The organism is Haemophilus sp. SZY H35, from assembly GCF_018829705.1.
GTDB lineage: Bacteria > Pseudomonadota > Gammaproteobacteria > Enterobacterales > Pasteurellaceae > Haemophilus > Haemophilus haemolyticus_K.
The window spans coordinates 1-13383 of sequence record NZ_JAHKJZ010000004.1; the positions used below are offsets into that span (position 1 = coordinate 1).

The following is a 13383-nucleotide window of genomic DNA, read 5'->3' on the forward strand; positions in this document are numbered from 1 at the left end:
AAAGAATTATCCTGGCGGCGATAGTGCGGTGGAACCACCTGACACCATACCGAACTCAGAAGTGAAACGCTGTAATGCCGATGGTAGTGTGGGGCTTCCCCATGTGAGAGTAGGGCACCGCCAGGTTACTAAATACAAAGCTAAATTAAATAAAAACAGAAAAACCCTGTGTCGAAAGATATAGGGTTTTTGTTTTTTCTATAGAATATTAATTCGAATATTTCGTATTTTAAGGTATTATATCTATCATCTAATTTTCTATTTTGTATGAATATTTTTAATGAAACCAACCTTTCTAGAATTTAGACATCTTAAAACTTTATTGGCCTTAAAAGAGACGGGGAGCGTTTCTTTGGCAGCAAAGCGAGTATATCTAACCCAATCAGCCCTTTCTCACCAAATTAAATTAATAGAAGAACAGTTTGGTTTACCTTTGTTTGAGCGTAAAAGTAATCCACTTCGTTTTACTTCTGCGGGAGAGCGTTTAATTCGTCTTGCTAATGAAGTAATGCCAAAAGTTGTTGATGCTGAACGCGATCTTGCTCGGGTTAAACATGGGGATGCGGGGCAACTTCGCATAGCTGTGGAATGTCATACTTGTTTTGATTGGTTAATGCCTGCTATGGACGAATTTCGTCGGCATTGGGGGCTAGTTGAGTTGGATATTGTATCTGGTTTTCATACGGATCCTGTTGGTTTATTGCTTTCTCACCGAGCAGATTGGGCGATAGTATCAGAAGTAGAGCATAATGATGATGTAATTTTTAAACCGCTCTTTTCTTATGAGATGGTTGGAATTTGTTCAAAAGATCATCCTTTAGCAGAAAAAGAAATTTGGGATGCGGAAGATTTTGCAGATGAAACCTGGGTAACTTACCCGGTTCCTGATGATATGTTAGATCTATTGCGTAAAGTGCTTAAACCAAAAGGAATTAATCCTACTCGCCGCACAACAGAATTGACTATTGCTATGATTCAATTAGTTGCTAGTCGTCGTGGCATTGCAACTATCCCTTATTGGGCTGCATTGCCTTATTTAGAAAAGGGCTATGTCGTGGCAAGAAAAGTCACAAAAGAAGGTTTATATAGCAATCTATATGCGGCTATTCGTAAAGAAGATGAATCCCTTTCTTATTTAGAAGATTTTTATCAAACCGTAAAAGCTCAAAGTTTTTCAACTTTACCAGGGCTATCTGTTTTAGATTTATAGAAGTAATAAATGAATTTTTCTCAACAAAATCAGCAGCCTCACCCGATTAGTGCAGCGGCTAAAGCTGCTTTTCCTTATAGTGCGCCGATGATTGCAGGATTTTTATTTCTTGGTGTGGCATACGGTATTTATATGAAGGCACTAGGTTTCGGATTTTTATATCCTACTTTGATGGCTTTACTTATTTATGCCGGTTCTGTTGAGTTTATTGCTGCTGGAGCACTTATCGCGCCTTTTTCCCCAATCAGTGTGTTATTAATTACCTTGATGATCAGTACTCGTCAGATTTTCTATGGCATATCAATGTTAGAAAAATATGGGGTACACCTTGGTCATAAACGTTGGTATTTAATTACCACCCTTGTAGATGAATCTTTTTCTCTAAATTATATGGCTAAAATTCCACCGCACTTAGATAAAGGTTGGTATATGTTTTTTGTCAGCTTATATTTACATATTTATTGGGTGGTTGGTGCTGCAATTGGTAACTTATTTGGCTCTGTTTTACCTTTTGATTTAAAAGGTGTGGAATTCTCGATGACCGCTCTTTTCTTAGTCATTTTTGCAGAAAATTGGATAAAGGAAAAATCCCATGAAAGTTCTCTCTTAGGTTTAGGCATTGCATTGGCTTTTTTACTGATTGTAGGCAAAGAATATTTCTTAATTCCAACATTAATTGGTATTTGGTTAATTCTAACTATGCGTGGGCCTAAATTAGATACAAAATTGGAGTCGCTAAAATGACACTCACAGAACAGATTATGACGATTGGAATTTGTGTGCTTACTGTGCAATTTACGCGCTTATTGCCATTTTTTGTGTTCCCAGCTAATCGTCCGATTCCACAATATATTCGCTATCTTGGGAAAGTTTTACCTCCGGCTATGTTTGGTATGCTTGTAGTTTATTGCTATAAGAATATTGATGTTTTAACTGGTTATCATGGTATCCCTGATTTTCTTGCTGGCATAGTGGTGCTAGGTCTGCATTTTTGGAAGAAAAATATGTTTCTATCTATTGCGGTGGGTACGCTTTTCTATATGCTTTTAGTACAACTTGTCTTTATTTAGAATAAAATCATAGCTTTGATTTCTTTATAATCCCCTTGAATCTAAAGTTACTTTATGGTTTATAATCAATCCAGTTTCTAGAATGATAGAAATTGGAATTGTAGTTATTACAAAAGATAGAACCTCCTTTTATTAAATTCCTTTATTATTCGATCATCTAGATTACTAAAAGAATTTAGCCGCTGACAAAGTGCGGATTGAGCGAGCTAATGTTATCTAATTCCCCTAAATTGGATAAGCTTCCCAAGATTTTAGATATGCGCACTCGTCCCGGCTTTTTATGCGTTAATGATGATAAAAATACCTTTATTCTTTGTAAGATAAAATAATTTTCTCTTGCAATCGGTTGCTTTTTTTTCTGATCTTTTCCTTGTTTTAAAAATCTTTTATCATGACGCCCGTGTTTATTTTTAATCGGAGAGAATAGAATTATGGAGTTGAATTTAGTTGAATTATTGGGTTATATCGCAACCTTTTTTGTTGCAGTATCGTTTTTGTTTAAATCTATTGTACATCTACGGATAGTGAACACCATTGGCGCAATTTTATTTGTGATCTATAGCGTAATTATCGCCGCTTATCCTGTAGCATTATTAAATGCATTTTTAGCTGTTGTGAATGTTTATCAACTTTGGCGATTAAGACAAGAAAAAGTCTCTAAATAAAAGAAAAGCGTTGAATTAAATTTCAACGCTTTTTTCTGGCAAAGTGCGGTGAAATTTCACCGCACTTTATCGTTTTAATGTTCACGAGTTTTGTAAAAAACGACATCAGGATAACGTTCTTGAGCTAAATTCAGATTTACCATTGTTGGCGCAATATAGGTTAAGTTATCTCCACCATCTAAAGCTAAATTTGGCTCATTTTTGCGTTTAAATTCTTCGAATTTTTTCGTATCGGCACATTCCACCCAGCGTGCGGTTGCAACGTTCACATTTTCATAAATGGCTTCTACGTTATATTCAGTTTTTAGACGAGAAACCACAACATCAAACTGCAAGACACCCACTGCGCCCACAATTAAATCGTTATTCATTAATGGGCGAAATACCTGAACAGCACCTTCTTCTGAAAGTTGTACTAAACCTTTAAGTAATTGTTTTTGTTTGAGAGGATCTCTCAAACGAATACGGCGGAATAGCTCTGGCGCAAAGTTTGGAATACCGGTAAATTTCAAGGTTTCACCTTGCGTAAAGGTATCGCCAATTTGGATCGTGCCGTGATTATGTAAACCAATAATATCACCTGCGTAAGCTTCTTCGGCGTGAGCACGGTCGCCAGCCATAAAGGTAAGCGCATCAGAAATCACCACATCTTTGCCAATTCGAACATGTTTTAGTTTCATGCCTTTTTCATATTTGCCTGAAACAACACGCATAAAGGCAACTCGGTCTCGGTGTTTTGGATCCATGTTGGCTTGAATTTTAAATACGAAACCACTGAATTTTTCTTCTGAACTTTCGACGGTTCTTGTATCAGCCTGACGAGATTGTGGTTTTGGCGCCCATTGTGTTAAACCATCAAGGAAATGATCCACGCCAAAGTTACCTAATGCTGTCCCGAAAAATACTGGTGTAAGTTCGCCTTTAATGAAGGCATCATGTTCAAATTCGTTACTTGCGCCTTGCACTAATTCCAATTCATCGCGAAGTTGTTGTGCTAAATCATCGCCAACAGCGGCATCTAATTCTGGGCTATTTAAACCTTTGACAATGCGAACTTCTTGAATAGTTGAGCCTTGACCGGATTGATAAAGATAGGTTTCATCTTTAGCGATATGATAAACGCCTTTAAATAATTTTCCGCAACCAATCGGCCATGTAATTGGCGCACAACGAATTTTCAGAATATTTTCAACTTCATCTAACAATTCCATTGGATCGCGAATATCGCGGTCGAGTTTGTTCATGAAGGTAATGATTGGCGTATCACGTAAGCGAGTTACTTCCATTAGTTTAATTGTACGTTCCTCAACCCCTTTTGCGGAGTCGATAACCATTAAACAGCTATCCACAGCGGTTAAAGTGCGGTAAGTATCTTCAGAGAAATCTTCGTGCCCCGGGGTATCAAGTAAGTTCACCAAGCAATCGTTATAAGGAAATTGCATTACGGAAGTGGTAATCGAAATCCCACGTTGTTTTTCCATTTCCATCCAGTCGGATTTCGCATGTGCAGTTGAGCCTTTGCCTTTCACAGAACCTGCTGTTTGAATCGCATTTCCGTATAAAAGTACTTTTTCGGTGATAGTTGTTTTACCTGCATCGGGGTGGGAAATAATCGCAAAAGTGCGACGTTTATTAACTTCTTCTAATGGATAATTCATTGTTTCTTCTTCATTCAATTAAAAATGTGGGCTATTTTCGCTGATTTTAGGTTTTTGCTCAAACGAATTTGTAAATAAAGTGCGGTTGGTTTTATTAGAAAAATTGGTCTGCTTTGTACAAAGACAAATTTTCGCTTATACTACGCAAGTTTTTTATGCTAACAATATAGGAAAAATTATGGGTTTCTTAACAGGTAAACGCATTTTAGTCACCGGTCTTGCAAGCAATCGTTCTATCGCTTACGGGATCGCAAAATCAATGAAAGAACAAGGGGCAGAACTTGCTTTCACTTATTTAAACGATAAATTACAACCGCGCGTAGAAGAATTTGCTAAAGAATTTGGTTCTGATATAGTGCTTCCTTTAGATGTTGCAACTGATGAAAGCATCCAAAATTGCTTTGCAGAATTAAGCAAACGTTGGGAAAAATTTGATGGTTTCGTACACGCTATTGCATTCGCACCAGGCGATCAATTAGATGGTGACTACGTAAACGCAGCAACTCGTGAAGGCTACCGTATCGCTCACGACATCAGTGCATTCAGCTTCGTTGCTATGGCACAAGCGGCACGTCCTTACTTAAATCCAAATGCAGCATTATTAACCCTTTCTTACTTAGGTGCAGAGCGCGCAATTCCTAACTACAACGTGATGTGTTTAGCGAAAGCATCTCTTGAAGCAGCAACTCGCGTAATGGCAGCTGACTTAGGTAAAGAAGGTATTCGTGTGAATGCAATTTCTGCAGGTCCAATCCGTACTTTAGCGGCATCAGGTATTAAAAACTTCAAGAAAATGTTTGCTACATTCGAGAAAACAGCAGCATTACGCCGCACTGTTACTATCGAAGATGTGGGTAACTCAGCAGCATTCTTATGCTCAGATTTAGCATCTGGTATTACCGGTGAAATCGTTCACGTAGATGCAGGTTTCAGCATCACTGCAATGGGCGAATTAGGCGAAGAATAATTTTTCGTACAATCTATTTTTAGGCAGGCTTTTCAGTCTGCCTTTTCTCTTTTTTTAAATATAACTATGTTCCAAGATAATCCACTACTCGCACAACTTAAGCAACAAATCCACGATAGCAAAGAACACGTTGAAGGCGTGGTAAAAAGTACTGATAAAGCTTATGGTTTTTTAGAGTGCGATAAAAAAAGCTACTTTATTGCCCCTCCTGCAATGAAAAAAGTGATGCATGGTGACAAAATCAAAGCCACCATTGAAAAGCAAGGCGATAAAGAGCAAGCTGAACCTGAAGAATTAATTGAGCCAATGCTCACGCGCTTTATTGCCAAAGTGCGGTTCAATAAAGACAAGAAATTGCAAGTTTTGGTTGATCATCCAAGTATCAACCAACCCATTGGTGCGCAACAAGCTAAATCCGTCAAAGAAGAATTACAAGAAGGCGACTGGGTCGTCGCAAATTTGAAAACGCACCCATTACGTGATGATCGCTTTTTCTATGCTACTATCAATCAATTTATCTGCCGTGCTGACGATGAATTAGCCCCTTGGTGGGTCACGCTGGCACGTCATGAACAATCTCGTCATCCTGTGCAAGGTGCAGAAAGTTATGAGATGTTAGATCAACAAACACGTGAAGATCTGACCGCACTTCATTTTGTCACCATTGACTCTGAAAGCACTCAGGATATGGATGATGCCCTTTATATCGAACCTATCGAGCAAAATGGTACACAAAGCGGCTGGCGATTAGTCGTTGCCATTGCTGATCCAACAGCTTACATTGCATTAGATTCACAAATTGAAAAAGACGCTAAACAGCGTTGTTTCACCAATTATTTGCCTGGCTTCAACATTTCTATGTTGCCTCGTGAATTATCTGATGAATTATGTTCATTAATGGCAAATGAAACTCGTCCTGCATTAGTGTGTTACATTGAAACAGATCTTGCGGGTAATATCACGGCGAAACCACGTTTTGTGTCCGCTTATGTACAATCTAAAGCAAAATTAGCCTATAACAAGATTTCAGATTATTTAGAACAAGTACCGGATGCATGGCAACCGGAAACACCTGAAATTGCCCAGCAAATTGATTGGTTACATCAATTTACTCAAGCACGTATTCAATGGCGTAAAACCCATTCCTTGTTATTTAAAGAGAAACCAGACTACTCTTTTATTCTCGCTGAAAATGGCAAAGTGAAAGAAATTAAAGCGGAATATCGCCGTATTGCAAATCAAATCGTGGAAGAATCCATGATCATTGCCAACATTTGTGCCGCCCAATTCTTAGCGGAGCATGCTAAAACCGGTATTTTCAATACACACACTGGTTTTGATAAAAAATTCTTAGAAAATGCACATAATTTCTTAATGGCAAATTTAGCCAATGAAGAAAATCAAGCTGAACTTGCTGAACGTTATTCGGTAGAAAATTTGGCAACCTTAAAAGGTTATTGCCAAATGCGTCATGATATTGAACCGATTGAAGGTGACTATTTAGAATTCCGTTTACGTCGTTATTTAACCTTTGCGGAGTTTAAATCCGAACTTGCTCCACATTTTGGGCTTGGATTAGAAGGTTATGCGACCTGGACATCGCCTATCCGTAAATATTCCGATATGGTGAACCATCGTTTAATTAAAGCAGTATTGACACAACAAACTTGTAATAAACCACAGGATGAAGTGCTGGCCCGTTTACAAGAGGCTCGTCGCCAAAATCGCTTAGTTGAGCGTGATATTGCGGATTGGTTATATTGCCGTTATCTTGCTGATAAAGTTGCATCAAATGCCGAATTTGAGGCTGAAGTGCAAGATGTGATGCGTGGTGGATTACGTGTGCAATTATTAGAAAATGGCGCCTCAATGTTTATACCAGCTTCAACTTTACATAATAATAAAGAAGAAATGCAGGTGAATTCTGATGAGATTGCCCTTTATATTAAAGGTGAGCGTATTTACAAAATAGGCGATATTGTGAAAGTGAAACTTACGGAAGTGAAAGAGACAACTCGCAGTATTGTCGGGGAAATCGTTCAATAAAATTGTTCTTCTTTAAACCGATTTTCAGTGATTGAAAATCGGTTTTTTCTTTTTTAAAAACTTCTTATTTCTTACCTAATTGTGGCAATACTGAATCTTTAATTGCGCTTAATAAACCTGTTTGTGCATAGATTCCAAGTTTACCTCGGGTGTCAGATACATCTAAATTACGCATAGTTAATTGACCGATACGATCAATTGGATCAAATGGTGCATCTTCCACTTTTTCCATACTTAAACGCTCTGCTTCGTAGGTTAAGTTTGGTGATTCGGTATTTAAAATTGTGAAGTCGTTACCACGACGAAGTTCAAGGGTTACAGTGCCTGTAATTGCTTTTGCCACCCAACGTTGAGCTGTTTCACGCAGCATTAATGCTTGCGGATCAAACCAACGACCTTGATATAACAAACGGCCTAAACGGATGCCATTAATACGATATTGTTCGATGGTATCTTCATTGTGAATACCAGTTACTAAACGTTCGTAAGCGATATGCAATAATGCCATCCCTGGTGCTTCATAAATACCACGAGATTTGGCTTCAATTATGCGGTTTTCGATTTGGTCAGACATCCCTAAGCCATGACGGCCACCGATACGATTGGCTTCCAGAATAATATTAACTGCATTATCAAAACGTTTACCATTTAATGCGACAGGAACGCCTTCTTCAAAAGTGACGGTTACTGTTTCTGGTTTAATTTCTACATTGTCATCCCAAAATGCGACACCCATAATTGGTTTAACAATTTTCATGCCAGAGCTTAATTGTTCTAAGTCTTTTGCCTCATGGGTTGCACCCAGCATATTGGAATCGGTCGAGTAGGCTTTTTCAACGGACATTTTGTAGTCAAAACCATGTTCGATAAGAAATTGAGACATTTCAAAGCGGCCACCAAGTTCTTCAATAAATTGCGCATCTAACCAAGGTTTATAGATTTTTAAATTCGGGTTTGTTAATAAACCATAACGATAGAAACGTTCGATGTCATTCCCTTTGAATGTAGAGCCATCCCCCCAAATATTCACATCGTCTTCTTTCATTGCCGCAACGAGCATTGTGCCGGTTACTGCGCGACCAAGTGGCGTCGTATTGAAGTAAGGAATTCCGCCTGTAGAAATATGGAATGCACCGCATTGAATTGCCGCAATGCCTTCATGAGCAAGTTGAGCACGACAATCAATTAAGCGAGTGTTTTCTGCACCATACGCCATCGCTTTTTTAGGGATTGCGCTGTAATCATCTTCATCAGGTTGACCTAAATTGGCTGTGTAGGCATAAGGCACTGCGCCTTTTTGACGCATCCAAAGTAATGCAGCGCTGGTGTCTAAGCCACCAGAGAACGCGATACCGACTTTTTGCCCTTCAGGTAAATGTTGTAGAATTGTATTTGACATATCTTTTCCTTGTTTATAAATTAGATTGAATAATTAATCATTTTATTTGAATAAAAAGTCATTTAAATATAACCGCACTTTTTATGTTTGTCTAGCCTTTTATGTATTAAGACTAAAAATCTTTAGTTGTCATCATGCATAAAAATCCCCGCTGTAAATAGCAGGGATTTTGCTCTCTATTTTGTTAATAAATCCAGCGCTTCCTGATATTTATCAACAGTTTTCTGAATAATATTTTCTGGCACTTTCGGTGCGGGAGCTTGTTTATTCCAGCCGCTATTTTCTAACCAATCGCGTACAAATTGTTTATCAAATGATGGAGGATTAATCCCTTCTTGGTAAGTATCGATAGACCAAAAACGGCTAGAATCAGGGGTTAATACTTCATCCATTAAGGTGAGCGTGCCATTTTCATCTAAACCAAATTCAAATTTTGTGTCGCAAATAATAATGCCTTTAGTCAGTGCATATTCTGCAGCAGCAGTATAAAGTGCGATAGCTTTTTCTTTCACTTGTGCGGCTAAATCAGCCCCGATGAGTTTTTCACATTCTGCATAGCTGATATTTATATCATGACTGCCAACGGCTTCTTTACTTGATGGAGTGAAAATAGGTTCTGGTAATTTACTGGCTTCAACTAAGCCTTCGGGTAGTTTTAATCCGCAGATGGTACCAGTTTGTTTATAATCTTTTAAACCACTGCCAGTTAAATAGCCACGTACGATAGATTCAATTTTAATAGGATTCAAACGTTTACACACCACAGCCCGATCTTTGATTAAATCAGCTTCTTCTTTTGGTAACACATCATAAACACTCTCACCAGTGAAATGATTCGGCATAATGTGAGCAAGTTTGTTAAACCAAAAGTTGGAAATTTGAGTCAAGATTTCGCCTTTTCGTGGAATGGGATCATCTAAAATAACGTCAAACGCAGATAAGCGGTCAGAAGCAATCATTAGCATACGTTTATCATCGATTTCATAGAGATCGCGTACTTTACCTGAATAGATTTTTTTTAGACTTAAAGTGGGGAGTTGTTGTGTCATCGTTTTGCACCTGTATGAAAGTAAAAACTGGCGCGTATTGTACCGCACTTTTAAAGCAAACGTTTGCTATTTTTTAAAGAAATAAAAAAATCCCCTGAAATTTCAGGGGAAGTGTAGTTTTTTCGCTTCAAAATATTTGCTTATTATTAGAAATATACCGCGATTAATTATTGAGCGGGTGGATTTGGGTTATCCAATACATCCCAGACGCTTTCTTGTCGAGGAGCAATTTCTGTTTCAGCTGGTGGAGTAGCTGGTGATGGAGAAGTCGTTGATGTGCCACCGCAGAAATTCTGTCCATTATTCACCCAAACTGGAATCACTCGATTGCTGTCACAATCCCAGCTACCATGTTGGGTAATACCAACCCATTTCATATTCGCAGGTTTATTTAGCTTCAATTTCTCAATATAAGTATGGCTTAAATAATCTTTATAAATCTGTAATGCGCCTGATGCACCAGTGAGTTTTGTTTCACCATTATCATCGCGACCAAGCCAAACCGTGCTGATATTTTTTCCATCGATCCCCACAAACCAAGTATCACGCGCATCATTTGTTGTCCCTGTTTTACCGGCTAAACGTAAATCCGCATAATCATTTTGCAAGCTACGAGCTGTACCACGTTCAACAGTTTGTTGCATCGCAAATAACGTTTGGAATGCAGCTTCTTGTGGTACCACTTGTTTTGCGGTTTTATCATGTTGATAAATGATATTTCCTTGACGATCCGCAATAGTATCGACGGTTGTGAGCTCAATCCGTCCACCTTGATTCGCAATAGTTTGATAAAGTTTAGTTACATCATAAGGTGATATGGTATAAGCCCCGAGCAACATAGCGGGCACTTTTGGAATTTCCACATTATCCCATCCCATCGCTTTTTGTGTATCAATGACTTTGCTTAAGCCGACTTTCATCCCAATATTCACAGTCGGAATATTTAAAGAACGCGCTAAGGCATCCATTAACATCACCGAACCACTATATTTTTTATCATAGTTGCGCGGCTGCCACGGCGGGCTACCTTTGACATTAATCGTAATTGGCTGGTTATTAATTGGGGTATTTAAACGGAACTGTTCTGGATTCGAAAGTGCAGTCAAATAAATAGAAGGTTTTACTAAAGAACCAATCTGACGTTTTGCCATTAATGCACGATTAAAGCCTGCATATTGCGTTTGCAAACCACCCACTACCGCACGAATTTCACCCACACGGTAATCCGCAACAATCATGGCGCCTTCTAAATATGGGTTTTTAGTTTTCAGTTGTAGTTGTGAAACTGTATTCACCACTGCATTTTCTGCTTGGGCTTGTTGTTTTAAATCCATTGTGGTGAAAATCCGTGCGCCTAGTAAACTGGATATTTTATGTTCGCCTAGTTCACGACGTAAATCCGCCTGTAAAGTCTGAATAAATGACGGATATTTACGGGAGATTTGTCCTTTTTGTTGAACACCTAAAGGTCGTTGGCTTAATAATTGGTAAAGTTCATCACCGATCATTTTATGTTCAAGCATGAGCTTTAAAACAACATTACGACGCTCTAAAGCATTCTGAGGATTACGCCAAGGATTATAAAGTGAAGGGCCTTTTACCATCCCGACTAAAAGTGCAATTTGATCTAAGCTAATTTCACGAATCGAACGACCAAAATAGAATTGGCTAGCTAACTCAAAACCGTGAATTTGCGTATCACCATTTTGTCCGAGATAAATTTCATTGAGATAGGTTTCGAGAATACGGTTTTTATCATAACGCCAATCTAACACCAATGACATCAAGGCTTCGTTCGCTTTGCGGGTAATCGTACGTTCGCTTGATAAAAATAAATTTTTCACGAGTTGTTGAGTGAGCGTACTACCACCTTGTACCGTTTGCCCTGCACGAATATTGGTAATTAATGCTCGTATAATGCCCACTGGGTTTATACCATGATGATCGTAAAAACGGCGATCTTCCGTTAAAATTAGGGCGTCAATCAATAAGCGCGGGTAATTTTGTAAAGGAATTGCAAGGCGATCTTCATTGTCAGATTCCAACATTGCAATCAATTTTGGCGCAAGGCGAAACTCATCGATAGCTTTTACGGCAACGAGATCTTCAATTCGATTAAGTTTGTTATCGACAAAGCGTAAACGTAAAACTCGTTGTGGTTCTGGTTTATCAGGGAAAGGGAAAGCTCGACGAAGAACCACAATCGTATCATCTTCTAATTTGAAATCGCCTGGTGCGGCTACCATGGTCGTTTGGCGATATTCGTTATCTAATAAAATTTGAATCACTTCATCAAAAGCGAGATTATCTGAAATTTTCACACTTTCAATACGGCTATACACTTCAGCGGGCAAACGCCAAATTTGCCCGTCCATTTTCGAACGGATTTGCCAATCTAAATATCCGCCATAAAATACGGTTAATACCGCACCAGTAAACGCTACTTTTAATAAAAAGCTTTTGAAAGAACGGCGTTTTTTAGGTGTTTTTTCTTCGGGATTTTTTTGAACGTTTTCGGTGGTCATAGTCGGTTAAGAGATAAAATTAACATAAGCTTCGAGGAAATGGATAAAATCTTGCGTGCCACAAAAAGCAATGCTTTCTTCATCATAATAATGAAAATCGTCTTCCAAAATTTCATCTGTTTCAATAGCGAGATTATTCGCTCGTACCATTACTTCATCAGCATCTAAAAACAAAGTATATTCTGCGCCGATTAAGATCTCTTCTTGATTTTCAGAGAGGGATTGCGCAGTAGAAAGTGCGGTCAAAATCGCCTTTGGATTTGACCGCACTTCAGTATTGAACCAGTTAGCAAGAGCAATGTGTTCCATCGAACATTTTACAGATACATTGCCTTGATAATGTGTAAATTGAAAATCCATCTTAGATACTAAAGGATGAACCACAGCCACAAGTGCTGGTAGCATTTGGATTATTTACAGTAAAGCGTGAACCTTCTAAACCTTCTGTGTAATCGACGGTACCACCGATTAAATACTGTAAACTCATTGGGTCAATCACAAGTTGAACCCCTGATTTTTCAATCGTTAAATCGCCTTCATTCACTTTTTCATCAAAAGTAAAACCATATTGGAAACCGCTGCAACCGCCCCCCGTGATATACACGCGTAATTTCAAATTAGTATTTTCTTCTTCGCTGATTAAATTTTTTACTTTATTCGCTGCTGCATCAGTAAATGTCAATGGTACTGCAATGTTATCTGTCATAATTATTTCCCGCTTCCCGAAAATTCGAATTCCGTTATTATCTAATAACCATTTACTCCATTCAAGTGTAATCCAGTTTTTTCCTAGA

12 protein-coding genes and 1 rRNA gene are annotated in these 13383 nt (G+C 38.4%); 7 read left to right on the forward strand and 6 right to left on the reverse strand.

Going from position 1 to position 13383, the window contains the following annotated elements; genetic code table 11:
• Window positions 1-10: 10 nt before the first annotated feature.
• The 5 genes from rrf to KP710_RS07740 all read left to right on the forward strand — a co-directional run bounded on the left by rrf (window position 11) and on the right by KP710_RS07740 (window position 2945).
• Window positions 11-126, forward strand: a 5S ribosomal RNA gene (rrf, locus tag KP710_RS07720).
• A 154-nt stretch (window positions 127-280) separates the two neighbouring features.
• The gene (locus tag KP710_RS07725) at window positions 281-1210 is read left to right on the forward strand and encodes a LysR family transcriptional regulator (protein WP_005635860.1); all 930 of its coding nucleotides are present in this window, start codon (window positions 281-283) and stop codon (window positions 1208-1210) included.
• Window positions 1211-1219: 9 nt separating this feature from the next.
• A complete protein-coding gene (gene azlC, locus KP710_RS07730) occupies window positions 1220-1954 on the forward strand; it encodes an azaleucine resistance protein AzlC (RefSeq protein WP_111407958.1) in 735 nt (244 codons plus the stop codon).
• Window positions 1951-2280: a branched-chain amino acid transporter permease gene (locus KP710_RS07735; RefSeq protein WP_005643719.1), complete on the forward strand. Its 330-nt coding sequence runs from the start codon at window positions 1951-1953 to the stop codon at window positions 2278-2280. Before azlC ends, KP710_RS07735 begins: the two co-directional genes overlap by 4 nt.
• 431 nt (window positions 2281-2711) lie before the next feature.
• Complete coding sequence (locus KP710_RS07740; RefSeq protein WP_005635864.1) at window positions 2712-2945, forward strand: YgjV family protein; 234 nt, start codon at window positions 2712-2714, stop codon at window positions 2943-2945.
• A gap of 74 nt (window positions 2946-3019) precedes the next feature.
• On the opposite strand, the gene prfC is transcribed toward KP710_RS07740, so the two are convergent.
• Window positions 3020-4603: a peptide chain release factor 3 gene (gene prfC / locus KP710_RS07745; protein WP_111407957.1), complete on the reverse strand. Its 1584-nt coding sequence runs from the start codon at window positions 4601-4603 to the stop codon at window positions 3020-3022.
• A 178-nt stretch (window positions 4604-4781) separates the two neighbouring features.
• Here prfC and KP710_RS07750 point away from each other — a divergent pair, with 178 nt between their 5' ends.
• Window positions 4782-5570 (forward strand): enoyl-ACP reductase FabI, encoded by a 789-nt coding sequence (locus KP710_RS07750; protein WP_215770578.1) that lies wholly within the window; start codon window positions 4782-4784, stop codon window positions 5568-5570.
• A 66-nt stretch (window positions 5571-5636) separates the two neighbouring features.
• Window positions 5637-7616, forward strand: a complete 1980-nt coding sequence (gene rnb / locus KP710_RS07755; protein WP_215771055.1) for an exoribonuclease II — start codon at window positions 5637-5639, stop codon at window positions 7614-7616.
• A gap of 64 nt (window positions 7617-7680) precedes the next feature.
• On the opposite strand, the gene argG is transcribed toward rnb, so the two are convergent.
• From argG to erpA, 5 genes are all read right to left on the reverse strand, one after another.
• Complete coding sequence (argG, locus tag KP710_RS07760; protein WP_111407955.1) at window positions 7681-9015, reverse strand: argininosuccinate synthase; 1335 nt, start codon at window positions 9013-9015, stop codon at window positions 7681-7683.
• 176 nt (window positions 9016-9191) lie between these two features.
• The gene (locus KP710_RS07765; RefSeq protein ID WP_111407954.1) at window positions 9192-10064 is read right to left on the reverse strand and encodes a phosphoribosylaminoimidazolesuccinocarboxamide synthase; all 873 of its coding nucleotides are present in this window, start codon (window positions 10062-10064) and stop codon (window positions 9192-9194) included.
• Window positions 10065-10231: 167 nt separating this feature from the next.
• On the reverse strand, window positions 10232-12589 hold the full coding sequence (mrcB, locus tag KP710_RS07770; RefSeq protein ID WP_111407953.1) for a penicillin-binding protein 1B: 2358 nt from the start codon (window positions 12587-12589) through the stop codon (window positions 10232-10234).
• A gap of 6 nt (window positions 12590-12595) precedes the next feature.
• Window positions 12596-12949, reverse strand: coding sequence for a YacL family protein (locus tag KP710_RS07775; protein WP_111407952.1), 354 nt, complete (start codon window positions 12947-12949; stop codon window positions 12596-12598).
• Window position 12950: 1 nt separating this feature from the next.
• The gene (gene erpA, locus KP710_RS07780) at window positions 12951-13295 is read right to left on the reverse strand and encodes an iron-sulfur cluster insertion protein ErpA (protein ID WP_009500973.1); all 345 of its coding nucleotides are present in this window, start codon (window positions 13293-13295) and stop codon (window positions 12951-12953) included.
• Between the last annotated feature and the right edge of the window lie 88 nt (window positions 13296-13383).

What these genes read in the sequence shown, in the direction of transcription:
- KP710_RS07765 (WP_111407954.1), bottom strand. Translation starts at nt 10,064, where the DNA reads ATGACACAACAACTCCCCACTTTAAGTCTAAAAAAAATCTATTCAGGT.
- azlC (WP_111407958.1), top strand. Translation starts at nt 1,220, where the DNA reads ATGAATTTTTCTCAACAAAATCAGCAGCCTCACCCGATTAGTGCAGCG.
- erpA (WP_009500973.1), bottom strand. Translation starts at nt 13,295, where the DNA reads ATGACAGATAACATTGCAGTACCATTGACATTTACTGATGCAGCAGCG.
- KP710_RS07725 (WP_005635860.1), top strand. Translation starts at nt 281, where the DNA reads ATGAAACCAACCTTTCTAGAATTTAGACATCTTAAAACTTTATTGGCC.
- argG (WP_111407955.1), bottom strand. Translation starts at nt 9,015, where the DNA reads ATGTCAAATACAATTCTACAACATTTACCTGAAGGGCAAAAAGTCGGT.
- KP710_RS07775 (WP_111407952.1), bottom strand. Translation starts at nt 12,949, where the DNA reads ATGGATTTTCAATTTACACATTATCAAGGCAATGTATCTGTAAAATGT.
- rnb (WP_215771055.1), top strand. Translation starts at nt 5,637, where the DNA reads ATGTTCCAAGATAATCCACTACTCGCACAACTTAAGCAACAAATCCAC.
- mrcB (WP_111407953.1), bottom strand. Translation starts at nt 12,589, where the DNA reads ATGACCACCGAAAACGTTCAAAAAAATCCCGAAGAAAAAACACCTAAA.
- prfC (WP_111407957.1), bottom strand. Translation starts at nt 4,603, where the DNA reads ATGAATTATCCATTAGAAGAAGTTAATAAACGTCGCACTTTTGCGATT.
- KP710_RS07740 (WP_005635864.1), top strand. Translation starts at nt 2,712, where the DNA reads ATGGAGTTGAATTTAGTTGAATTATTGGGTTATATCGCAACCTTTTTT.
- KP710_RS07735 (WP_005643719.1), top strand. Translation starts at nt 1,951, where the DNA reads ATGACACTCACAGAACAGATTATGACGATTGGAATTTGTGTGCTTACT.
- KP710_RS07750 (WP_215770578.1), top strand. Translation starts at nt 4,782, where the DNA reads ATGGGTTTCTTAACAGGTAAACGCATTTTAGTCACCGGTCTTGCAAGC.